General features: G+C 49.3%; 23 protein-coding genes and 2 pseudogenes. All 25 read right to left on the bottom strand.

The window, feature by feature from the left end:
* Positions 1–78 precede the first annotated feature (78 nt).
* Entirely contained in the window at positions 79–294 is a 216-nt protein-coding gene (locus tag ACIRUQ_RS15630) for a transposon-transfer assisting family protein (RefSeq protein WP_002576226.1), read from the bottom strand.
* Position 295: 1 nt separating this feature from the next.
* On the bottom strand, positions 296–3580 hold the full coding sequence (locus ACIRUQ_RS15625; protein ID WP_055290209.1) for a YodL domain-containing protein: 3285 nt from the start codon (positions 3578–3580) through the stop codon (positions 296–298).
* A 6-nt stretch (positions 3581–3586) separates the two neighbouring features.
* A complete protein-coding gene (locus ACIRUQ_RS15620; protein WP_055290210.1) occupies positions 3587–3865 on the bottom strand; it encodes a hypothetical protein in 279 nt (92 codons plus the stop codon).
* The gene (locus ACIRUQ_RS15615) at positions 3862–5970 is read right to left on the bottom strand and encodes a type IA DNA topoisomerase (RefSeq protein WP_055290211.1); all 2109 of its coding nucleotides are present in this window, start codon (positions 5968–5970) and stop codon (positions 3862–3864) included. Before ACIRUQ_RS15615 ends, ACIRUQ_RS15620 begins: the two co-directional genes overlap by 4 nt.
* Positions 5957–6640: a hypothetical protein gene (locus tag ACIRUQ_RS15610; protein ID WP_055290212.1), complete on the bottom strand. Its 684-nt coding sequence runs from the start codon at positions 6638–6640 to the stop codon at positions 5957–5959. The genes ACIRUQ_RS15615 and ACIRUQ_RS15610 overlap by 14 nt, the downstream gene beginning before the upstream one ends.
* Entirely contained in the window at positions 6637–6831 is a 195-nt protein-coding gene (locus ACIRUQ_RS15605) for a hypothetical protein (RefSeq protein WP_082432783.1), read from the bottom strand. Before ACIRUQ_RS15605 ends, ACIRUQ_RS15610 begins: the two co-directional genes overlap by 4 nt.
* Complete coding sequence (locus ACIRUQ_RS15600) at positions 6828–7592, bottom strand: DUF4366 domain-containing protein (RefSeq protein ID WP_055290213.1); 765 nt, start codon at positions 7590–7592, stop codon at positions 6828–6830. Before ACIRUQ_RS15600 ends, ACIRUQ_RS15605 begins: the two co-directional genes overlap by 4 nt.
* Positions 7582–7833: a DUF4315 family protein gene (locus ACIRUQ_RS15595; RefSeq protein WP_006777886.1), complete on the bottom strand. Its 252-nt coding sequence runs from the start codon at positions 7831–7833 to the stop codon at positions 7582–7584. The genes ACIRUQ_RS15600 and ACIRUQ_RS15595 overlap by 11 nt, the downstream gene beginning before the upstream one ends.
* A gap of 29 nt (positions 7834–7862) precedes the next feature.
* A complete protein-coding gene (locus tag ACIRUQ_RS15590; RefSeq protein ID WP_055290214.1) occupies positions 7863–9599 on the bottom strand; it encodes a CHAP domain-containing protein in 1737 nt (578 codons plus the stop codon).
* A complete protein-coding gene (locus tag ACIRUQ_RS15585) occupies positions 9592–9975 on the bottom strand; it encodes a DUF3851 domain-containing protein (protein ID WP_040005130.1) in 384 nt (127 codons plus the stop codon). The genes ACIRUQ_RS15590 and ACIRUQ_RS15585 overlap by 8 nt, the downstream gene beginning before the upstream one ends.
* Positions 9972–12371: a VirB4-like conjugal transfer ATPase, CD1110 family gene (locus tag ACIRUQ_RS15580; RefSeq protein WP_055290215.1), complete on the bottom strand. Its 2400-nt coding sequence runs from the start codon at positions 12369–12371 to the stop codon at positions 9972–9974. Before ACIRUQ_RS15580 ends, ACIRUQ_RS15585 begins: the two co-directional genes overlap by 4 nt.
* Positions 12328–12783 carry a PrgI family protein gene (locus ACIRUQ_RS15575; RefSeq protein WP_002576235.1) on the bottom strand — a complete coding sequence of 152 codons (456 nt, stop codon included), beginning with the start codon at positions 12781–12783 and terminating at the stop codon, positions 12328–12330. Before ACIRUQ_RS15575 ends, ACIRUQ_RS15580 begins: the two co-directional genes overlap by 44 nt.
* A gap of 20 nt (positions 12784–12803) precedes the next feature.
* On the bottom strand, positions 12804–13673 hold the full coding sequence (locus tag ACIRUQ_RS15570) for a VirB6/TrbL-like conjugal transfer protein, CD1112 family (protein WP_002576236.1): 870 nt from the start codon (positions 13671–13673) through the stop codon (positions 12804–12806).
* Positions 13674–13742: 69 nt separating this feature from the next.
* Positions 13743–13961 carry a Maff2 family mobile element protein gene (locus ACIRUQ_RS15565; protein WP_003525154.1) on the bottom strand — a complete coding sequence of 73 codons (219 nt, stop codon included), beginning with the start codon at positions 13959–13961 and terminating at the stop codon, positions 13743–13745.
* A 216-nt stretch (positions 13962–14177) separates the two neighbouring features.
* A pseudogene (locus tag ACIRUQ_RS15560) lies at positions 14178–14993 on the bottom strand (VirD4-like conjugal transfer protein, CD1115 family); the annotation flags it as partial.
* A 38-nt stretch (positions 14994–15031) separates the two neighbouring features.
* Positions 15032–15448: pseudogene (locus ACIRUQ_RS15555) on the bottom strand (ATP-binding cassette domain-containing protein); the annotation flags it as partial.
* Positions 15445–15732 (bottom strand): hypothetical protein, encoded by a 288-nt coding sequence (locus ACIRUQ_RS15550; protein ID WP_055290217.1) that lies wholly within the window; start codon positions 15730–15732, stop codon positions 15445–15447. The gene ACIRUQ_RS15550 and the pseudogene ACIRUQ_RS15555, both read right to left, overlap by 4 nt.
* Positions 15733–15761: 29 nt before the next feature.
* A complete protein-coding gene (locus ACIRUQ_RS15545; RefSeq protein WP_005335947.1) occupies positions 15762–16037 on the bottom strand; it encodes a DUF5720 family protein in 276 nt (91 codons plus the stop codon).
* Positions 16038–16049: 12 nt separating this feature from the next.
* Complete coding sequence (locus tag ACIRUQ_RS15540; protein ID WP_055290218.1) at positions 16050–16976, bottom strand: ParB/RepB/Spo0J family partition protein; 927 nt, start codon at positions 16974–16976, stop codon at positions 16050–16052.
* Entirely contained in the window at positions 16933–17754 is an 822-nt protein-coding gene (locus ACIRUQ_RS15535; RefSeq protein ID WP_055290224.1) for a ParA family protein, read from the bottom strand. Before ACIRUQ_RS15535 ends, ACIRUQ_RS15540 begins: the two co-directional genes overlap by 44 nt.
* 201 nt (positions 17755–17955) lie before the next feature.
* A complete protein-coding gene (locus ACIRUQ_RS15530; RefSeq protein WP_021739594.1) occupies positions 17956–19491 on the bottom strand; it encodes an IS66-like element ISRob1 family transposase in 1536 nt (511 codons plus the stop codon).
* Between the two features lie 66 nt (positions 19492–19557).
* Complete coding sequence (gene tnpB / locus ACIRUQ_RS15525; RefSeq protein ID WP_158526524.1) at positions 19558–19908, bottom strand: IS66 family insertion sequence element accessory protein TnpB; 351 nt, start codon at positions 19906–19908, stop codon at positions 19558–19560.
* Positions 19909–19922: 14 nt separating this feature from the next.
* Positions 19923–20321: an IS66 family insertion sequence element accessory protein TnpA gene (gene tnpA / locus ACIRUQ_RS15520; protein ID WP_005422927.1), complete on the bottom strand. Its 399-nt coding sequence runs from the start codon at positions 20319–20321 to the stop codon at positions 19923–19925.
* Positions 20322–20783: 462 nt separating this feature from the next.
* On the bottom strand, positions 20784–21176 hold the full coding sequence (rpsI, locus tag ACIRUQ_RS15515; RefSeq protein ID WP_055291051.1) for a 30S ribosomal protein S9: 393 nt from the start codon (positions 21174–21176) through the stop codon (positions 20784–20786).
* Positions 21177–21198: 22 nt separating this feature from the next.
* Positions 21199–21630 (bottom strand): 50S ribosomal protein L13, encoded by a 432-nt coding sequence (rplM, locus tag ACIRUQ_RS15510; RefSeq protein ID WP_022036453.1) that lies wholly within the window; start codon positions 21628–21630, stop codon positions 21199–21201.
* Between the last annotated feature and the right edge of the window lie 529 nt (positions 21631–22159).

Below are 22159 nucleotides of genomic sequence, written 5' to 3'. Positions count from 1 at the left end.
AGTGTTCTGTCCTCCTTTCAGTTTTGGGGTAAAAAGGTGGGGTGGCATATTGCCACCCCATCCCTGCGATTATGGTGTTTACTGGTCAAAATCCGGATACAACTCCAGCTCGGCAAACTCGGCATCACTCATGGCCTGGAGCTTGCCCAGTGCGCTGTCTGTCAACTCCCGCAGCTCGGTTTCCTCCGGGGCCAGCTCGCCGCGCATCTCACGCAGGCTGTCGATCAGTCCGGTGCGGCTGCCGGTATTGTAAATGCACATCAGGTTCATTTCCTCAAAAGTAAAGTTTCCCATATCAAATCTCCCTTTCCGCACTCTTTTTTGGCGCTATCTTTTTGTGTTCTGCCTTGGGCTGGCTTTTCAGCTGCTCCATGACGGACTTTTTCTTTTCCCGTTCCTCCCGATGGGCAGCGGCAGCCAAATCCATGAGGGAAATGGGCTGACCGTTGCGGGCCTGCTGTTCCAGCTCTGCCACCGTAGGCTCTTTTGCGCCATTGTTGATGATACCGTCGATCATGCCGTAATCGTCCTCCACGGCCATCTCCGCATTTTTCAGCGGATTTTCCGGCAGGAATCCGTGTATCTGGGTAAAACCAACACTGTCACAGTAATGACAGGATACCTTACCATCCTGCTTGATCGCAACGATGTCACTGACACTCATAGAAGGACTGTGAAAATCCGCCGGTTTTTGCAGATTAAACTGCTCATATAGTTTTTCCAGCTGCTCCGGTACCGTGCCAGACTCCCTCAGCGGAGCAGTGTAAATGAGATCATAATTGCTACGGTCTATGGAAATGTCATGGGACTTTAGCCAGTCCAGATTCATAAAGCGCACATTCTGCGGATCGTCACGGCTCACCTGATAGATGGCAAAGCAATCTCTGTTCTGAGCAAGAAATGCCTGTTCCCGTTCCTGCTGATGTTCCTGGCGCTCCATGACCTTTTCGTGGAACTGAGGGCTTTTCGCCCATTCCTCACGGTCCACACCGAAAATGCCGCCATGATCCATGATTTCCTGCGAGTCAAATACCATACTCTCCGTATTGTCCTCATGCAGCACATAGACAGTCAAACCAGCGGCATCCAGTTCCAGCGCCCGTTCTCTGGTGACAGGGAGCATCCCATCATAGAAGTAGCCGTATTCCTGCATATCCGGTGTGGATACCTGCTCATCAGGCATAGGGTATTCATCCAGCGCCTGCTCTTGTGCTTCCGGCAGCTGAGAAGAAGCAGCCATCTGACTGGCCTCTGCCTGCATCTGCTGGTAGGCAGCTTCCTGCAAGGTCTCAATCATGGACAACGGTGCGTATTTTACCGAGTCTCTGCCCAAATCGTTGTCATCACAAATCTGGAGAACTGCCTTCATGCGGGAAATCTCCGGCATATCCAGCTGACCACCATCCAACTCTTTCATGGACGCGGCATCGTAAAGGGTATAGTCCCAGCCGCTGTCACAGGACTGGATATGAAGATAGGTGGCATCGTCAATCAGAAACAAAGCCTCCTGCTGGTTGGCATCCGCCCCCAGCACTTCCATTTCCGGCATTGCCGCAGCCAGTTCCTTTACCGCTTTTTGCACCAGAGGATTATCACGGTAATAGTCGATTGCCTGGATGGTGTCCAGGTCAATGGTCTGGCCGGTCAAAATCGGAAAAGGTCCTTCATAGTCGCTTCCGTCTTTCAGCTCAAAACCAATGCCCTTGATCCCGTTCATTCGTTCTGCCGGAATCTCCTGATAAATGCGGATTGCTTCCTCCAAAGACAGGTTATCGTGGTATTCTCCGAGGTTTGGAAATTCCATGCACTCTGCTACATAGTAGGTCAGATCACCGGTCGGCTGTCTATCAGATACCTTAGCGGAATCTGCTGGCTGCTCTATCGGGGCGGTTTCCGGCTCTACCTTTGCATGAGGGTCGATTCCGCGCTCTTTGCAGATTTCCTTATAGTGGCGCTCAATGTCGGAGATCAAAGTGCCGGAGGTTTTGTTGATGGTCTCCAAACTGGCTCTCAGTTCTTTCAGCTCCTTGCCCTGACTCCAACTGGCAATATAGCCAAAGCTGTTTTCTCCTGTCTCAATGCCAAAATATTTGCAGACTGCATAGGAGATGCTTTCAGCCTCCACTTCCTCCGTGTGGCGGTTTTTGATTGCCTGTTTTTCTGCGGTTGCATCTTCCTCGACTGCAAGACGCCATTCAAACTGATTTTCGTCCACATAGCGCCAATCCATATCAGAAGCAAACTGTTCGGCTTCTTTTTCTGTGGCAAAATCCAGCTTGAAATCATGCTTGGTTTCACCTTCACTCTCCTGCACAACCTTCCATGACGGTAGCATTTCATATTTTTTAGGGTCATGGAGCTTGCTGTGGGCAATCTCGTGTACTGTGGCTGAAACCGTCTGCACCTCACTCATGCCCTGACGAATGGCAATTTTCTGATGATCGGCAGAAAAATAGCCGTCCGTATCGGCGGCCATTGTTTCAAAAGTGATTGGCACCGGTGCGCTGCGGCGCAGGGTCTCCATGAATGCCTCATAATTTGGCACATTGCCGGAAAGGGAGGAAGCAAGCTCCGGCAAAGGTTTCCCATCGGTCTGGCTCACATCAAAGACCTTGACCGGACGAAACATGGGGATTTCGATTTCTTTTTCCTCTGTGACGATCTTTCCGTCTTTATCCAGAATCGGAGCCTTGGTATCCGGGTCCAGCTTCTGTTCCTCGATTTTCTTCTTATACGGTGTGGGGGCGATGATGGTAATGCCATGCTCGCCCTTTTTTACATGACGCTCAAACTGGTCTTTCCACTTATTGTATCCGGCTACCAAAGTGGCGTCCGGCTTCTGCATATAGATGAGCATGGTGTTGTTTACCGAATAGCGGTGGAAGCGGGACATAACGGACAGATAGCGCATATACTTTTCACTCTCAAACAGTTCTTTGATGCCCTGCTCGATGCCATCTGTGATTTCCCTTAGCCGCTCTCGGTTGGTGGGTTTGTTCTCAGCCATGATTTTCAATCTCCTTTCCAAGTGTGTGATTTCTGCTGTGTGTTCTGCAATCCATGCCCTTTGTTCTTCTTCACTTTCATACAGAAAAAGGTCCAGCAGGTACTCTACATAGGTTTTTTTCTGGATTGCTTCCACAAAACGGGGGTGCGGTTCTTCCTCCAGTGTCCGGGGAGAATTGTCGGCCTCCCATTTTTTCAGCAGATAGTAGTAATCGGACAGTACGCGATAACACCGCTGCCGGTCCTCCCGAAACTTTTGTGCCTCGGTTTTCTGCCGGACATATCTCCTGCGGGGAGGGGCCTGACTGTCATAGATCAGGCCAAAGTCCTGTGCCAGTTTCTCCGCCGCTTCTTTTGAGGAGAGGTCAAAGAGCTTTGCGGTAAAGTCGATCACATCCCCATCTTCACCGCAGCCAAAGCAGTGGAACCGCTGGTCTACCTTCATGCTTGGGTTCTTATCATCGTGAAAGGGACAGCAGGCCATGCCATTTCGTTTGACCTCGATCCCATAAAACGCTGCCGCATCTCTGGTGCTGACCGACTGCTTGACTGCTTCAAATACATTCTCTGTCATGTGCCTTTAACTGTCGGACTTTCGCATAGGAGGCTGGTATCCGGCGGCTTTCGCACGCTCACTGGCGGCTTTGCGGCGTTCTGCGCTATATGGCTCCCGGACTGATACACACCGCTTGGGGACGGTAAAGTTATGGGCGTCCTTTCGGGTGATCTGGTCGGGGTGCTTTTTTGCCAGCAGATCCAGCTTCTCCATCAGACGGGGATCATGAGTATAGATCTCAGCCATTGGTTCTGCCTGGTTATAGAGGAGAATGGTTTCCCGTTCCACTAAAGAGAGCTTCATCGGCTGCCTCCTTTCCGCTGGTCAAATTCCAGCTTGAAGTTGGCGTACTGTCCATCATCCTCCAAAACCACAGCGGCATCGTAGGTCTTTCCGGTTTTCTCCGAATATAGGCCCGTCACACGGACACGGCCATCGTTAAGCAGTGCAGACACCACAGCCTTGGTCGGCTGTTTTTTCTTGGCAGCCCACCATTTGTTGTTTTTCCAGATTGCAAATTTGCAAGAATCATTCTGACAGAAGAAGCCTTTTTGCAGTTCTGCAACTTCACCGCCGCAGCGAGGGCATTTGCCCACCACCTCACGGGGCGGAGTGAACAGGTACTCAGTTCCCTTGATGACCTGATAAGTCCCCACCAGATCTTTCAGCATGGTGCTGATCCCGTCCAAAAACTCCTCCGGGGCAAGCTGCCCGCGCTCGATCTCGCCCAGTCGGTACTCCCACTCGGCAGTCAGAAGCGGCGATTGCAGTTGTTCCGGCAGAACGGTGATCAGGGAAACTGCATCGTGGGAAGGGAGAAGCTGCACCGTTTTCCTGCTCTTTTTTCGTTCCAGAAAACCGGCAGATACCAGCTTTTCCAAAATACCGGCACGGGTGGCCGGTGTCCCCAGACCTTTTCGCTCGGCATCCTCCGGCATATCCTCTTTTCCAGCAGTCTCCATCGCGGACAATAGGGTGTCCTCCGTAAAGTGCAGGGGCAGACTGCTTTTGCCTTCTTTGACGATTGCAGCAACAACTGAAAGGGTCTGTCCTTCAGTCAGCTCCGGCAGGGCTTTCTCTGCACCCTCTTTTTTCGGCTCTGCATCCTTCGTTTTGGCACGGTAAGCGTCCTCCAGTGCTTTCCATCCGGGGTGCTTCACCGTTTTTCCCTTGGCGGTAAATTTCCCACCGGCACACGCTGCAATCACAACGGTTTCCGAATAGATATGGGGCTGGGCCACGGCGCACAGCAGGCGCAGGGCCACCAGCTCCAGCACTGCTTTTTCTCCCGCAGGAAGGGCAGAAAGGTCTGCATCCTTGAGATTTCGGGTGGGAATTACTGCGTGGTGGTCGGTTACTTTCTTATCGTTGATGACCGCACCGGCATCACAGGAAATGGCGATCCCTTTCCGAAACGGCATAGCATTGGCAACCAGATTCACCAGCACTGGCAGGCTGTCTGCCATATCACCGGTCAGATAGCGGCTGTCAGTACGGGGATAGGTGCAGAGCTTCTTTTCATACAGGCTTTGCAGATAGTCCAAGGTCTGCTGGGCCGTAAATCCAAGCAGACGGTTGGCATCTCTTTGCAGGGTAGTCAGATCATAGAGGGCAGGCGGCTTTTCGGACTTTTCCTTGCGCTCCACCTTTTTGATTGTGACATTTGCACCCTGACAGGCTTCTTTCAGCTGTTCGGCAGCAGCTTTATCCGCCATGCGCTCCCCGGATATGGTAAGACCGGGCAGCTCCAGCGCCACGGCATAAAAAGGAACCGGCTGAAAGGTGTCGATTTCAGCTTCTCGCTGGACAATCAGTGCCAGCGTTGGGGACATCACGCGCCCGATGTTGAGGGTGCGGTGGTACAGCACGGAAAAAAGCCTTGTGGCATTGATCCCTACCAACCAGTCGGCCTTGGCACGGCAGAGAGCAGCATCCCGAAGTCCATCATAATCTACACCTGGGCGCAGGTTTGCAAAGCCCTCCCTTATGGTGGAGTCCTCCATCGAAGAAATCCAGAGCCTTTTCATCGGCTTTTGGCAGCCTGCCAGCTCATAGACGCTGCGGAAGATCAGCTCGCCCTCGCGTCCGGCATCACAGGCATTTACTACCTCCGTCACATCCGGGGCGTTCATCAGCTTTTTGAGAATATCAAACTGCTTTTTCTTATCCTTTCCCACTACCATCTGCCAATGCTCCGGCAGAATAGGCAGGTCATCATATCGCCACTTGGCATACTTGGGATCATAACTGTCTGCATCCGCAAGACCGGCCAGATGGCCCACGCACCAGCTGACACGCCAGCCGTTACCATCCAAATACCCGTCCTTACGAGCAGTTGCACCGATTACCGCAGCCAGACTTTGTGCAACCGATGGTTTTTCAGCGATTACCAGTTTATATCTCATCATCTTCAGCCTCCCATTCTTCCCGCACAGGCGTGTGCAGTTTTTTCTCTATGCTGTTTTCCTCATCCAGTAGCAGGTTATAACCAAACCGGTAGTCATAGCGGTACAGTTTCCCCAGCAGGTCATTGATGATGATACGGCAAGCCAAAATGACACGGGTTTTATCCACCTGCATCAGCTGGTAGCGTTGATAATTGCTGTAATATTCTTCGTGACGGCGGGTATTGCAGGCGGCATCTTCAAATAAACTATCTACTGCATCCTGACAACCATCTTCTTTTTCCCCTTCCATGCAGTTCAGAAGTTCCATCATCAAAGGAAAGCTCTGTTCATCCATAGGAGCTTCTGCTGCAAGAAAACCGATCAGAGCGGATAAGAGCAGACGAGCCGCCGTCTGTTCTTGTTCCGTCAGCACGGCCATTGTTTTCTCCGCATTTGGCAGGATCTTTTCTTCCACAAAATCTGCCGCATCGCCGGAATAAAGCTGACGGATAGAATCTATGGACAATGAAACTGTCACGGTATCTAAGGAGAAATCAAAGGGGTCATCTTGCTTTGGCTTTCTCCGAAGTTTGTTTAACATGGTAGAAAGAATGTCGCCGCCAAAATACACGGCGATCACCAGCAGGTCAAAAACAGCAATCAGCTTGATAAATATAATCAGAACACTCATTTTTTTCGTTTCCTTTCTTTGAGCCAGCGTTCCATCTCACGATGGCAGATACCTACGCAGGGGCTTCCATAACTCCCGCAACCATAGCAGGGGTGGTTGTAGGGTAAAGAAGGAGGACGGGAAGTTTCCTTCCCGCCCTCCGGCCTGCGTGTCATCATGCGTTCATAGGGACTGTCTGTGAAACGGGTCATTTCACACTGTCCTCATCATCTTCTTCTGTGCTGCCCCCGTCAGCATCCGGTTCTTCCGACTCCTCATCCTCGGTTTCCCATTCCTCGGAATCTTCCTCTCCATAATCATAATCGTCCAGACTGTCATTGCCCTTGGTCTTAGGCTTGTTCTTAACGAGCTTCAAGTAGGCAAATACGCCACCGCCGCCCAGCAGAGCCAGCAAAAGGACTATCGCAGCCGGGTTCAATCCGGCAGGCTTCTCCTTTTCCGGCTCCGATGTTTCTGCCGGAGGTTCCGGTGCTTTGCCCGTACATTTACTCTTATCAGTTGCACAGATCGGACAAGTCGTATTGACTGCCCCTGCTTCACATTTTGTCGTGCAGCTACACACAGCAGACGGCTTCTCTTTGACATTTTCATCTTCCATCAGTGCCATCAAATCCGCTTCATCCACCTGATTCAGAAAGTGAACAGCAGTCTTTTTATCCTCATTCGCCCTGTCAATCAGGATGTAAAAGTAATTTCCAGCCTTGGTGGTAACAGTAATAAGCTGCTTATTGCCTCCAAAATCATCCACCAGTGCCGCATTCCCCTCCGGTGTAAGTGCCGGTGCTGGTTCTGTTTCTTCCACAATCACATTGCTGTCATTGGTAGAATCCTCTGCCGGTGCCGCCGGAGCCTGTTCTGACCCCTGTGCAAAAGCAGGGATCGTAAAGCCAAATGCCACAACCATTGTCAGGCAAAAGGCGGAAAGTGTTCGGAGCAATCGTTTATTCCTCATAGCTGTTTTCCTCCTGTTCGTTATTGTCATCAGCCAAACTGCCGGGAACTGTGCCACCGGACAGCATGGCGCTCAACTGGGTCGGGGTCATACGCAGGGCGCGCACCATCTGGACGATCTCCAGATTTTCTGCCTCGGTTTTCTGTGCTTCCAGCGCCTTGAGCTTTTCCTGATACTCTGCGATCTTCTCGCGGACCTTTGTAATCTCCTGGTCAATGCGCTCAATTTTGTTCTTTGCCATCGTCTATCACTCCTTCTTAAAAATCTCTGTTACCAGTTCATCAGGCCGTAGCCCTTAATGCTTTGATAATTCAGGTCATAACTTTTAATCTTGCAGGCATCGCCGGAATTTCCCTCCACGGTATAAACACGGCTGCCATCCGTACCGATCACGATACCTACATGGTCTGCTGTCCCATCCAAATCCCAGTCAAAGAAAATTGCATCTCCGGGAGCCAGATTGTTATAGCCTCTTGCGCCCCACTGTCCATGAGACTGGAACCACGGAACGCCCTGCCACTCACAGCCTGCAAAGCGCGGCTCACTTTTTCCAGCCTGGTTATAACACCAGGATACAAAGCAGGCGCACCACTCCACGCGGCTGTCAAAGCCATACCAGCTCCAATAAGGATAGCCGCCCACATTGCCCACCTGACGCTTGGCCAGCTCCACCAACTGCGGATTTCCGGGACGGGTTCCATTTACAAACTGTACACCGGTCAAGTCCTCGGAATTGCTCATGTCAGGGGAACCACCGCCAAACAACAACGGCTTATTGCCCATGGTCTGTCGGTAGACCTGATACATTTCCATCTGCTCCGGGGTCAGAATCTCCGACGCCACAGCGGAAATGGGCTTGCTGGTGAGTTTCACATTCAAAATGTAATACTCATAGGGGACTTCTTCTGAGGTGGTCTCGCCGGTCTCCGGGTCGGTGGAGGTCTCCGTGCGGTAGCGAATCTCCACTTCCTCAGTAAGCGTCAGCTGATACTGTGCTGCAAACACACGCGCCAGCTCTGCCTGAGCGCTCTGCTGGGTGTAACCTTGCAAGACGGCAGACAGAAATGCTGCCAGCTCATGAGGGTCATGGCCGATCATACCAAGGTCATAGCGATACTCGTCATACCCTGGGTGGCTGCTTTCAATGTTGTCGATTTCCTCCTGCAACTGGACTTCTCTGGCTGCATAATCTGCCTCCACTGCCAGCATTTCCGGGTCATCCGACGGATAAGTGGTGCCGGAGAGAACGGAACCGATGCTCTGCGCCATCATGGAGCAGGAGGACATGGTATTCATCAGCATACAGGTAATGAGGAACAAAACCCCTGCCATCAGGAAACCCTTCTTGTGGCGCATGACGAATGCCCCTGCCTGCTGTACCTTTTCTTTTACCGTCCTTGCGGCTTTTCCGGTTTTGGATGCAGCCTGGGCGGTATTTCCGGCAGTCTGACCGGCGTGTTTGGCGGCGGCATACTGCTTTTTGATGGCCTGCTTTTGCTGCCAGCGGGAAAGAGGGTTGCTGGCAAACTGGGGATTTTCCTGCAAAGATTTCTGGTACAGAACATTTACATTTGCCTTTTCCAGTTGACGCTCTGCCTGGGCTGCTTTGCGGTACGGCTTCAGCTTGTGGCTGCGATAGCCCTCCCGCACCAGATAAGCACCGGTCTCCACCGCTTTCTCGGACTTGTGGGCGCTTTCCACGCCCACATTGTCCTGCTCTGTTTCCCGGATCTCTTTGTGGAGCTTGCTCGCAACCAGATGAACGGGAGCTTCCCTGACTCCTTGAGAAACTTTGGAGGGTGGCTTTTTCTTGCCCTCAAAGGTCAGCTTCGAGGTCTTTTTTCCGGTATCCGGGTCAATGACCGTCTGCCTGACCTTTTTCTTTGGGATATTGGCCTGCGCCTTATCTGCTCTGGCCGCAGCTTTCTCCGCTTTACGGATCGGCTTTTCCAGTGCAGGATCAGACCGTTCCTCATCAGTAAAGCGCAGGCGCGGCTCTTTATTCAAACCATTCTCCCAGCATGAGGGAGGACATCATGTAGTGCAGCTCTGCATAAATGGCCATTCCCACAGGATCGTTGAACATACAGCCGGACAGGTAGGCATAAAACTGTGCCACCACATCGGACAGGATCTTCGCCTCTGTTCCTTCCAGAATCAGGCCGCCCATACCTTCTTTAGCACGAATGGCGCTCCAGACCTCTGCCAGACGGAGAAGCCCCACCTGACCGGTCTCATTCAGTTCGGCTGCCTGATCTGCCGCCGTGCGGCACTCACTTACCGCATCGGCCATGACCGTAAGCAGCTGGCTGCGCTGGGCATTTACCGCCCTGTCAAAAAACATCAGCGGGTTTTTATTCAAAATGTTGGGGTTCATAATCATTCATCCTCCTTTTTCAATTCTTGAGGTTTGGTAGTCATAATGCGGTAAAGTTCGGTGTTCTTCGGGAAGTGGTCTACAAACGGCAGGATCGTGGAGCCATAGAACAGCAGGCCCTCGCCCTCACCGGAGTGGGTCACATAGCTAAGCTGGTGCGTGGAAATCCCCAGTTGCTTCGCCAAAATCTGACGGTCTCCGCCTGCCTGGTTAAGCATATACACGAAGTCCGAGTTTTCAAAGATGTTCTCTACCTCGCGGCTGCTCAAAAGGTCTTTGACATTCTGGGTGATACCTGTCGGAATACCGCCCCATTTTCTGAATCGCTTCCAGATTTCCACCGTATAGGCGGCGGTCTGCTCCTCCTTCAAAAGCAGGTGCATCTCGTCGATGTAGTAACGGGTGGACTTGTGGGCGGCACGGTTGATGGTAACGCGGTTCCATACCTGATCCTGAACCACCAGCATACCGATTTTTTTAAGCTGCTTGCCCAGTTCCTTGATGTCATAGCAGACAATCCGGTTATCAATGTCCACATTGCTCTGATGATTGAACACATTCAAAGAACCCGTTACATAGATTTCCAATGCCGTTGCAATGTACTGAGCTTCTTTTTCTTCCTGCTCCCGCAACAGGTTATAAAGGTCCTCCAAAATCGGCATATTCTCCGGCTTCGGGTCATTGAGATATTCGTTGTAAACCAACCGTACACAACGGTCAATAATGGTTTTCTGCACCGGCTGCAAGCCCTCCTTACCGCCCACGATCAGCTCACACAAGCTGAGGATAAAGTCAGACTTGAGTGACAGCGGGCTTTCATCATCCGAATAGTCCAGATTCAGATCCATCGGATTGATATAGTTGGTTGAAGTAGGTGAGATCTTGATGACCTGCCCATGCAGACGCTCAACAAGAGGTGCGTACTCCGCTTCCGGGTCACAGATAATGACATCATCACTGGTAAGCAAAAAGCAGTTGGCAATTTCTCGTTTTGCGCTGAAGGACTTACCGGAACCCGGCGTACCCAGAATCAGGCCGTTGGGGTTTTTCAGCAGCTTTCTGTCCACCATGATGAGGTTGTTGGACAGAGCATTGATGCCGTAGTACAGAGCTTCTTTCCCGTTCTGGAACAGTTCCTGCGTAGTAAAGGGCACAAAGATAGCTGTGGAACTGGTGGTCAGTCCTCGCTGAATCTCAATCTGATTGAGACCCAGAGGCAAACAGCTCATCAGCCCTTCTTCCTGCTGGAAGTCCAGCCTGGTCAGCTGACAGTTATACTTCTGGGCAATAGAGCCTGCCTGAAAGATGTTGTTGCCAAGCTGACGGGGATTGTCCGCTGTGTTCAGCACCAGAAAAGTCAAAAGGAACATTCTCTCGTTGCGGCTCTGCAAATCCTGCAAGAGTTTTTTCGCTTCACTGCCGTAGGTAGCAAGGTCAGATGGAATGATGTCCATGTCGTATCCGGCACGGACTGCTTTTTTCTGTTCCTCGATCTTACTGCGGTCCAGGTCGGTAATCTTTCGCTTTACCGTTTTGATGGCTTTCACCTGATCCACCGACTGAATGTGCATACTCACAATGAGCGAGCTTTCCATATCCAGAAAATCAGCCAGCAAACGGTCATTCAGTTCCGGTGCGAGAATCTGCAAAAAAGAAACAGTCCCGTATTTCTTACCCATACGGAACTGCTTGCCGGTGCGGAACTCAAAGGAGCTTGGTGCAATAAAATCCTTTGTGGACAGACCGGAAGGAGCCAGCCAGTCCCATTCAAACTGAAACGGGAGTTGTTCATCCATGTGGAATACCGCATGAAGCTGAAAAAGCCTTTCTTTACCGTCCAGCGTTCTGGCAGCTACACCAAGACGCTTGAAGTTATTAAGTATATCGGTCTCAATACGCTCCAGACGGGGCTTGGCGGCTTTGATGCTGTCCGCGTCGATACCAAAGGTCAGGTATTTGGTCTTGATGAGACCGTTGTTACCTCTGGCCAGCTGATTTTGCAGCATTGTGGTGTATTCCTCGCGGATACTGTCAAAGGCGTCCCTCTGGGGCGGGATGGAAATGGAGTTAGCAAAGGTCTCCTCCGATGCCGCAAGATTCAAAAAAGACAGCTGGAAATGAATCGAGCTGTCAAAATAATTGAGGAAATCACACCACCCCTCAAAGATTGCCGTCTTATCTTCGTTTTGGGATAGCTGATAGTTGATGTCCTGAAACTGGATGGTCTTTGTGTAGTGGCTGTCCGATACACGGCAGATTCCGTCCGGCCACATCCGTTCATAAGGGATACTGTCCTGCGCAGATTTTCCTTTTTTGTCCGTGCGGTTAGCGCGGGCAATGGCCGCTTCGATCTGCTTCTTATCGGCGCGGGACAGCTTTTTCTTTGTCTTTACCGGCTGCACAGTTTTTTCCTCGGTTTTTCCGAACATCCGATGCAGCCATTTTTTTATTGCGGTGAACAATGTCATACACCTCCTTATCGAGCATTTCCTGCCGCTTTAATACGGCATAAAAGTTGTTGGTCTGGTAGGGACGCTGCTTGGGACGGATCACAGCTACTTTGAGAATGTTGCCCACGATCTTTTCCAGGGGCTGTCCATGCTTTTCGTACATAGCCAGCATAAAGAAGGGCAGCATAACCAGCATCATACACATAGCCGCTACACTGTTTCCGGTAGGTTTTCTGAGCAAAAAGAAAAGCGGTACGCCAATAAGCGCTCCGCCCGTAAAGCAGATAAGCTGCCGCTTGGTCAGATTGAACATGACCTTTGTTTTGACTTTTGTTAAGTCCTTGGGTACGGGTACATAAGCCAATGTGGAAACCTCCTTCCGTTTTAGTGTGCCTGAAAGACTGATTTGGCGAGACTGCCGGTTTTGAACAGCGTAAAACATAGCAGTACGGTGTAGCCCACGCAGCTCCAGATTGCCATGATGATGTCATCTTCCAGAGCGATGTTCTGCACCAGCACAGCATAAATTGCCACGCAGACGATAATGAGAAACGCCTGAAAGCCCAGTGCCAGCAGAGATCGGAGGTAATTCTGTCCCATACCGCCCCATTCTTTGCCCATCATTGCAGCCATTGGAACGGGAGCCACCGAAGTTACAAGGTAGATCTCGATCATACGGCCATAAATAACGATAAAGATACAGATATACAACGCCCACATGGTAATGCCAATAAAGAGGGATTGGAACCACAGTCCGAACAGCGGTCCCAAATCCATTTCCATCAGCCTCGGTTCCAGATCGGTCATAACTGAGGAAATGTCAATGGACGCATCCGAATTGATAATCCCTGCCGCCTGCGCCACCACGCTCTGCGCCATATCAAAGACGCCCATCACGATATTCCATGTGTTTGTGACAATGAGGATGGCAGCAGCTGATTTGAACACCCACTTGAAAATCATCCAGGTATCCACATCATGCAGGTTGTTCTTGTCTGCAATCATCTGGATCAGGTCTACGGTCATCACGATAGCCAGGATCACACCTGCAATCGGTACCATGATGGAGTTGGACAGATTCTCAATCATATTGAAAATACTGCCATTCCATCCCTGTGGGGTCTGTCCTACCTGTACGGATATATCCGCGACCTGTTGGTTTACGCTGTCAAACATCCCCGAAAGGTTGCTCATAATACCGCCCACCAGCATTTCTTTCAGCCAATTTGTCAGGGCTTCAAGTAAGAAATCCATACGGTGTCAACCTCCTTTCCGCCGCCCCCGCAGAACTGCGGGAGCGGCAAGGATTTCATGCAGAAACGCTTAGACAGAGAACAGCCCGGAGAGCAGAGGTACAAGGACCATGCCAACAACGGCTACACCAGCACCGGCCATGAGCTGCTTCATGCCCTGGCTCTTGGCGCCGGGGTTGTCGTTGCCGTAACCTTCCAGCAGGTTGATGACACCCCAGATACCAAGACCAGCACCCAGAGCGATAACGAGAGTCTGAAGAACGGTAATTGCCTGTTCAAAAAATGCCATAAATAATATTAGCCGGAATCATTTGAATGATTAGTTAGGTTTGTTTCATAAGCGCACAAAAGCCGGAACAATCTGCCCTCGATATATGAGAGCCTGATTCCGGCTGTCCTCCTTTTTCATTATTTTGTTGATGATTGCCCGCTTTGTACGCCAATGGCCTCAACAGAGGCAGTTGCGGCAAATAGATACGATCACTCCTTTCTCAGCGGAACCGTATTACACGCCCTCCGTGTCTACTTCATATACATCGCAGACCTCATCAGGCTTGAGTTTTAGTCTGGCAGACAAAAATGCTTCAATATCAAAGGTATTTCGCTTGTCTGCATCAGCTGTATATTTGAAATTAGGGTGTCTGGTAATGTCATACTTGTCTGAAAGAAACGGACGCACACCGCGCAACTGCAAGATGCACTTGCCGCCATCCATAACAGCAAGCTCATCCTGGCTCATCAGCTCTTTTCCCAATTTTTGATAGTTGAGAGAGTGGGAAGTTTCCCGGCCACGGCTCTCTCCGGTGTTGTAGGTGTCGATGGTTTCCTTGCCCAGCACGGCAGCCAGCTCTTTGAGGGTAGTCGGCTCTTTACCGCCCAGGAAGATGGAAGTATCCATGTTTCCGATAATGGTATCGGCGTTATCCTTATAGATCGCCTTGAGCTGACTCTGCGCCTGCAACACCAGACAGGCTGAGATCTCACGGCTTCGGATAGTGGCCACCAACTTTTCCAGCTTCGGAATCTGCCCGATATTGGCACACTCGTCAATGAGACAGCGCACATGGACTGGGAGCCTGCCGCCATACACATCGTCGGCTTTTTCGCAGAGCAGGTTAAACAGCTGGGTATAACACATGGATATAAGGAAATTAAAGCTGTCATCTGTATCACTCATAATGAGGAACAGAGCAGTTTTTCTGTCTCCCAGCGTATCCAGTTCCAACTCATCGTAGGATGTAACCTCGCGCAGCTCCGCAATATCAAATACGGCCAGACGCGCACCGCAGGAAATCAAAATCGACTTAGCGGTTTTGCCAGAGACGAAAAGTCAAGGACTTTTTCATCAAATTCAAAAAGAACTCTCTGTTGTTCACCACCGGAAAGCTGATAAACTTTTTTGTTAACTTCCTTTGATAACCCCACACGATTAAGAGCTTCTTTAAGTGATACTTTAGTTCGGCTTGATTTTTTAATCAAACTTAAATTTTCTTTAACTGTCTTATTTTCAAGCAGTGCAAAATTCTGAAAAAGAAACCCCACTGTATCCGCAAAAAAACTGTTTTTATTTTTAAGCCGGGTAATATTCAGCCCTTCGATTATGATACTGCCGCTATCCGGCTTTTCGATACCACCAATCATATTGAGCAAAGTGCTTTTTCCACTGCCGCTATCCCCGCTGATTACTACAAAACTTCCATCCGGAATTTCCAAATTAAAGTTGGAGAAAATTATTTTCTCTCCAAATGCTTTATTTAAGCCACGAATTATAATCATAAACATCCACCTTTCAAGGACTTTGAGATATTTGTTTTTTCAACCCACATAACATTTGTGAAAATGATTGCCATTTCAATAATGGTGAGCAATGCTCCAACCAGTAAAGCAAATTTTCTTGCATAGAACCAAAACAGCGGCTTTCGAGGACGCGCCTCTGTAAATGGCTCCTCCTGGGCGAAAGGAAGTGTTTGCATCACTCGGTCAATATCCGTTGAATCCATGTCATGCTGAGATTTGCAATCTTCCCGGATTGCTTCTTGAATTTCCTTTACCGTACACATAGTCATTCCTTTCCTTTCGTTGTATGGGTTTATGAGCGGCGGCGTTTTCCCGGTTTGAAATCGAGGATATGTCCCTCAATCACACGAGCATAACGCTTGATCTTGATCTCCCGGCGCTGCTGGCTTTGCAGGGCAGCCTGATACCCATCCTCGGTCAAAAACAGCCGCATTTCCTCTCCGGGGCTGCCGTAAGCTGTGCTGGGACGCAGGACGGAAAACTCAATCATCCAGCGTGTGTTATCCCAAAACCTCTCTACGGCGAGAATGTTGTGTCCTTTCAGCTCACGGGCTGAAATATCCATCATAGGCGGCTCCTTTCATCGTTCCTGGTCTCTCTGACGCTTTTTCTGCCATGCCTCCAGCAGCTTGATGATGGTTTCCTGCATCCGCTGGGGCGTATAGCTTTTAGGGAAATACTTTCGCAAGGTGTCAGAGGTAAATGTCACTCGGTCCAGATCGCTTTTCTTTTCCTCACCCATGATGACACGCATCATATCGAGGGTCAGATGCCCCTCCTGACTGTATTTTTTGAGCCGCTGGGCTTGAGAAAGAGAAGGGGTAGCCTGTTCGCTGTCCATCGCGTCCAACAGGTCTACCTGTTCCTCCTTTTTGAGAAAGGACAGCTCATAGGCAGGGTTCAGGGCAATCTTCTTTTCATCCACCATATCCATCAATTCAGGAATCAGCTCTGTCAGACGGATATAGCGCTGAACTTGATTTCTGCTTGAACCAGCCTGCTGAGCCAATATTTCATCGGCTCTCAACTTCGTCCCAACTTGGGACGAAGTTAAATCAACTCGCTCTCCCTGATGTTTCATGGCATCCAGCTTCATCTTGTAGGCAAATGCTCTTTCACTGGGGAGCAGACTTTCTCGTTGCAGGTTGCTGTCAACCATAATGATCGTGGCGGCATCATCATCCAAATCCCGAACAATGACCGGCATGGTCTCCTTTTCTGCCAGCTCACTGGCTCTGTGCCGCCTGTGTCCGGCTACCAGCTCATAACCGCCCTCCGGGTCCGGTCGAGCAATCGCCGGAACCAGAACGCCATACTGCTTGATACTGTCTGCGGTCTCCATCATGGCTTCGTCATCCTTGACTTTGAATGGATGCCCTTTGAACGGGTGCAGTTCCGACAGCGGGATTTCTACTACTTTTTCTCTCTGAGCATCGGCACGGCTCTCCTCCGTAGAAAACAGATCATCTACCGATGCCAGCTCTACTTTTTTCGCGCTGCTTTTCAAGTTTTATCACCTCCTTGGTCAGATTCTTGTAGCCCTCGGCCACCTTGCCATTAGGGTCATGGGCAAAAATGCTTTTGCCCTCGGCGCTAATTTCCTTTGCCCGGACAGAATGGGGAATCTCGGTGCCGAACACCTTGATTTTGCTGCCGTAGGTTTCTCTCAGCAGGGCGGCGATCTCCTTGGCGAAGTTGGTTCGGCTGTCCACCATCGTCAGCAATATACCGTCGATCTGGAGCTTGGGGTTGATTTGCCGCTTCACCTTATTTACGGTCTGGAGCAGCTGTTCCAGGCCCTTGGCGGGCAGATACTCCGCCTGAACGGGGATTATGACCCTGTTGGCGGCGGCCAGGGCGTTGACCGTGAGCATACCCAGGGATGGCTGGCAGTCAATCAGGATATGGGAATACTGTCCCTTGAGCGTGTCCAGATACTGCCGCAGGATGGTCTCACGGCTCATGGCATTCACCAGGGAGACCTCCATACCGGAGAGCTGGATGTCGGCGGGCATCAGGTCAACCCCCTCTGGGTGGTGCAAGATACCCTCGCCAGGGCGCAGCGGCTCGTCCATCAGGATACGCCCCATTGCGTCTGACAGCGTAAATGGCAGCTTGTCAGGCTGTGGATTGCCCAAGCTAATCGTCAGACTCCCTTGCGGATCTCCGTCGATCAGCAGGACTTTCTTTCCGGCCTGCGCCAGCCCGATTCCCAAGTTGGCACAGGTCGTTGTCTTGCCAACGCCGCCTTTCTGGTTGGCAATGGCAATGATTTGCGTGTTCATTGACTTCACCTCATTTCTAATTGTTGCTATTGCTTCTGGAAATAGAAAAAGCCGCCACTTCAAAATCATAAAGTGACGGCCCTTTCTAACGCCGGAATCTTTTTCCCTGAAATGAAAAAAGCACCCAGTTATTTGGTAAGCGTCAAATAAAACAGTGTATAGAAAAATAACCGTCAGCCTTTTATACTAAAAGGTCAACGGTTATCGACAGAATTCTTTTACAAGAGGATTCCAAGGCAGATAATCATCCAGATATTCAGGATGTTCAAGAAAAGCACTCCCCGGCATGTCGGACAGGATATATTTTATATATTTCATCGGGGCAAGCCCATTCGCTTTCGCTGTCTCTACCAGTGTATAGATTCCTGCACTGGCTTCCGCCCCTTTCGGACTGCCGGAGAACAGCCAGTTCTTTCTGCCGATCACAAAGGGACGGATACAGTTTTCCGCAAGCGAATTACTGATGGAACAATTCCCGTCTTCCAGATAATTCCAAAAACCTTCACGGTTATTTAAGGCGTAATGAAAAGCTTTTGAAAGTTTGGATTTCGGCAGCTCTCCGATGGCACTTTTTTCTGCCCATGACCAAAAAGCCTCGAGAAGCGGTTTCTCGCGGATAAGACGTTCTTTTTTCTTCTGATCAGGAGGGAGCGCCTCCAACTCTGACTCTATGTTAAAGAGTTGATTCAGACGGAGGATTGCTTCCGCAGGTTTTGATGCTTCCGAATTATGGATGTCTTTTGGGAGCGCATCCACGAAAGCCCGGCGCAGATGCGTATAGCAAAGACATCTTTTTACTCCTGAAACTGCATTGTATCCGGAGTAAGCGTCTGTATGGATATAACCTTCATATTCCCTCAGAAACGCTTCCGGATATTTCCCGCTTCGTCCCGGCTGGTACTCGAAGTAGCGGATGGGATTTACAGCATCTCTGATGCTGCAGTAAACCCACATATAGGAATCGGACGTATTTTTCCGTCCCGGTTCTTTCAGCACCTGTACATGTGTTTCATCGATATGAAGGTATCTCTGTTTCAGAAGTTCCAGCTTCAGACGGTGGACGATGTGTACAAGCCAGTCCCGATAGACAACCAGAAGCCAGTTTGACATAGTCGCTCTGCTTAAACGTAATCCCAAAGCCTCCCATTCTTTTTCCTGTCTGTACAGCGGGATGCTTAATTCAAACTTCTGGTGGATGAGCCAGGTGATGGTAGATGCAGATGCCAGAGAATGCAGGACGGGAGGATATGGCACCGGAGCCTTCTCCATATAAGGAGTTCCGTTTTTCCGGCATGACCTGCATTCATACGTTTCCTGGTAATGGTCAATCACCTTGAGTTTTGCAGGGATAAACTGTACTTCTGTGCGGACGAATTCTTCCCCTACTTTCACCATCGTACTCCCGCAGTTATCGCATATCTGTTCCCTTTCATCTATGGTATGGAGTACTTTGCTGTGAGGGAGATTTTTTACCAGTTCTTCTCGCTGACCGGTGTACTTCCTTTTACGTAGGTGCTTCTCTATCTCAACAAGCTCCGGTTCGTGTGCATCAGGATCCGCACAGGTTTCGATTTCATTAAAAAGAGACATCTGCCCCTCGATTTCGAGAGTAGATGTCTTCTCGGATTTTGTTCCATAAAGTTTACGGGTCAGGAAATCAACCTGCTCTTTCAGGAGCCGGACCTGCTGTTCCAGTTCTTTGATATGATTTTTATACTCCTGTTCCGTAGCTGACATAACCTGAAAACCCTTTCGCTTCGATAGGATTATTATACCATAGAATCGTCAGATTTCACAGCATTTCTAAGGATTTTCAGTATTTTCAGATTTATGCGGGAGCCATTTCTGAACCGCCTTTGGCTGCTCCGGGTTCAAACCTTCCAGAAGCCAGCGCAGCTGCTGATCAGAAATCTGTTTTGCTTCTTCGCCGGTCCGCGGCCATTGGAGACGTCCGTTTTCGTACCGTTTGTATAAAAGGCAGAAACCGTCTCCCTCGTAATGGACTGCTTTGATCCGGTCAGCCCTCTTTCCACAGAACAGGAATAAGGAATTGCTGTAAGGATCCAGTTTGAAGTTGTACTGGATGATATCCAGCAAGCCATTGAGCTGCTTCCTCATATCGGTGTAGCCGCATCGGATATAGATTTTCTCCACATGGGAAAGATCTCCTAACATGACTGCACGGCTTTCAGAATGTTTTCCAGCATCTGGGCAGATGTGCCTTCATAAAGTTCCACTGTTATGGATCCGATATGAAGTATGGCTGCAGGAGTGGAACGGGAAATGTTTCTGTCCGGAAGTGAAAGCTCCGCAAACTCAGCCGGGGATTCCGTTAAAGCAGTTGACTGTTGGTCTGTACACATGTGGATGCCGTTTTTCTTGCGGGGCAGTTCTTCCAGGGCAAGCTTTCGAATTTTGGAAAGCCAGTAATAATAACTTTTCAAAGAGATATCGTGTTGTTCACACCAGATCTGATTTGTCAGTCCTGAGGCCCTGCATTGCCGTATTACATCCAGCCAGTATTGAAGTTTCACCTGTTTGTCTGGAGTCAAAGAAGAAAGATCCATAAGCCTGCTCCTTAGATTAGATTTAGAGTTTTTAGAGTCAACTCCCAAAACTCTAATCAATAGTTTACATGCAACAGCCAGAAATTTCGATACACCCTCTTATTGGACGCTTACGTTATTTGTTGCTGAGTGCCTGCATTAGAATCGTATTTAATTGTTCAGATTTGGTCAGATTATGCCAAACTCTCCAGCGAAAAATTTGGTGTCTGAGAGTGCCAAAATCGCCCTCAAAAATACCCCCGAAATTGCTCTCTGGTTGTCCTATTTTTTAACCACTAAGGCTGTTTTTTGACCCCATTTTTGGCGGTTGTCCTATATTTAACCACTAAAAATTGGGTGAAAACGGCTCTCGTTTTGCCAAATTTGGTCAAACCATATCAGCCCGTTTAGATATAGCAAAAGCCCGGAAAACCTTGATTTTCCGGGCTTTTTGAACCATTTTGATATAGTCTGAGCAGTCGATTATCGCTTGCTGAACTGCGGAGCGCGACGAGCTGCTTTGAGACCGTATTTTTTACGCTCTTTCATTCTCGGGTCACGTGTTAAGTATCCAGCTTTCTTCAGAACTGGTCTGTAGTCAGCATCTACTGTAAGTAATGCACGTGCGATACCATGTCTGATAGCACCAGCCTGTCCTGTGTAACCGCCACCTTTAACGTTTACCAGTACATCAAATTTATCAACGTTCTCTGTAGCTACTAACGGCTGACGAACGATAACTTTTAATGTCTCAAGACCAAGATACTCATCAATATCTCTTTTATTGATTGTGATTTTACCTGTACCCGGTACAAGGTAAACTCTTGCGATAGATTTTTTTCTTCTTCCTGTTCCGTAATATTTAGTATTAGCCATGATTATTTACCTCCTTCACCGATTAAAATGTCAGAACTTCTGGTTTCTGAGCTGCATGTTTGTGATCCGGTCCAGCGTATACAAATAATTTTTTGTACATCTGACGTCCAAGAGGTCCTTTCGGAAGCATGCCTTTCACAGCGTACTCTATAACTCTTTCCGGATGTTTAGCCAGCATCTCTTTTAATGTAGTCTCTTTCATTCCGCCTACATAATCAGAGTGATGATAGTAAATCTTCTGATCTAATTTTTTACCTGTTACTTTAATCTTCTCAGCGTTTACAACGATTACATAATCACCTGTATCGATGTGCGGTGTGAAGACAGCTTTGTTTTTACCTCTTAAAATCTTAGCGATTTCAGAAGATAAACGTCCTAATGTATATCCTGTAGCATCAACTACATACCATTTTCTTTCAACTTTGTCCGGGTTGGCCATGAATGTGTTATTCATTGATTTTTCCTCCTTGAATAAATTTGCGGCTTCCACAAATGTGAATGTCCGGACACATCTGCTTCCTGCCTGTTATTTTTGAATAATGTGTCTGCATTATCCGGGTATCGTTTTCTCTGACTTGTGGAGAATCATCAAAAACTCTGCCCTGCGGTCGGGTCCCAACCGACTGCATATATATGAAATGCTTTTTTGCACACAAAAAACACTCTTTGTCAGACTTGTATATTATAGTACAGCAGACAGCCTGTGTCAACGATTTTTTCCTGCAAAAGTATACAAAAAATGTGCTGCCACACATTTTCAATAAACGCTGTGACAGCACATTTCTTTTTAAGTCACGCAGATATTCGCAATCCGGTAAAGCGGACATTCGCAATCCGCTTTCGCTACTTGCTCATGAACGCAGTCGCTTTGCGACCTGTCAGTGGGAGCTTTTAACTCCCACTGGCATAAGCATCCCCCCTTACCCACCGCTTAATGCTCTACGCACTTGAATCGGGGAATGCTTATTCTGCGTTCACGCTGT

The sequence above is a fragment of the Eubacterium ramulus genome (genome assembly GCF_045002895.1).
GTDB lineage: Bacteria > Bacillota > Clostridia > Lachnospirales > Lachnospiraceae > Eubacterium_I > Eubacterium_I ramulus.
This window is presented reverse-complemented; position numbering and strand designations above follow the sequence as displayed.

Coding starts and splice junctions, on each gene's coding strand:
- tnpA (WP_005422927.1), bottom strand. CDS start 20,321: ATGGATCTTTCTTCTTTGACTCCAGACAAACAGGTGAAACTTCAATAC.
- ACIRUQ_RS15570 (WP_002576236.1), bottom strand. CDS start 13,673: ATGGATTTCTTACTTGAAGCCCTGACAAATTGGCTGAAAGAAATGCTG.
- ACIRUQ_RS15615 (WP_055290211.1), bottom strand. CDS start 5,970: ATGATGAGATATAAACTGGTAATCGCTGAAAAACCATCGGTTGCACAA.
- ACIRUQ_RS15550 (WP_055290217.1), bottom strand. CDS start 15,732: ATGTGTACGGTAAAGGAAATTCAAGAAGCAATCCGGGAAGATTGCAAA.
- ACIRUQ_RS15605 (WP_082432783.1), bottom strand. CDS start 6,831: ATGACCCGTTTCACAGACAGTCCCTATGAACGCATGATGACACGCAGG.
- ACIRUQ_RS15565 (WP_003525154.1), bottom strand. CDS start 13,961: ATGGCATTTTTTGAACAGGCAATTACCGTTCTTCAGACTCTCGTTATC.
- ACIRUQ_RS15625 (WP_055290209.1), bottom strand. CDS start 3,580: ATGACAGAGAATGTATTTGAAGCAGTCAAGCAGTCGGTCAGCACCAGA.
- ACIRUQ_RS15595 (WP_006777886.1), bottom strand. CDS start 7,833: ATGGCAAAGAACAAAATTGAGCGCATTGACCAGGAGATTACAAAGGTC.
- ACIRUQ_RS15610 (WP_055290212.1), bottom strand. CDS start 6,640: ATGAGTGTTCTGATTATATTTATCAAGCTGATTGCTGTTTTTGACCTG.
- ACIRUQ_RS15620 (WP_055290210.1), bottom strand. CDS start 3,865: ATGAAGCTCTCTTTAGTGGAACGGGAAACCATTCTCCTCTATAACCAG.
- rplM (WP_022036453.1), bottom strand. CDS start 21,630: ATGAATAACACATTCATGGCCAACCCGGACAAAGTTGAAAGAAAATGG.
- ACIRUQ_RS15600 (WP_055290213.1), bottom strand. CDS start 7,592: ATGAGGAATAAACGATTGCTCCGAACACTTTCCGCCTTTTGCCTGACA.
- ACIRUQ_RS15535 (WP_055290224.1), bottom strand. CDS start 17,754: ATGAACACGCAAATCATTGCCATTGCCAACCAGAAAGGCGGCGTTGGC.
- ACIRUQ_RS15585 (WP_040005130.1), bottom strand. CDS start 9,975: ATGATTATGAACCCCAACATTTTGAATAAAAACCCGCTGATGTTTTTT.
- ACIRUQ_RS15545 (WP_005335947.1), bottom strand. CDS start 16,037: ATGATGGATATTTCAGCCCGTGAGCTGAAAGGACACAACATTCTCGCC.
- ACIRUQ_RS15630 (WP_002576226.1), bottom strand. CDS start 294: ATGGGAAACTTTACTTTTGAGGAAATGAACCTGATGTGCATTTACAAT.
- ACIRUQ_RS15530 (WP_021739594.1), bottom strand. CDS start 19,491: ATGTCAGCTACGGAACAGGAGTATAAAAATCATATCAAAGAACTGGAA.
- rpsI (WP_055291051.1), bottom strand. CDS start 21,176: ATGGCTAATACTAAATATTACGGAACAGGAAGAAGAAAAAAATCTATC.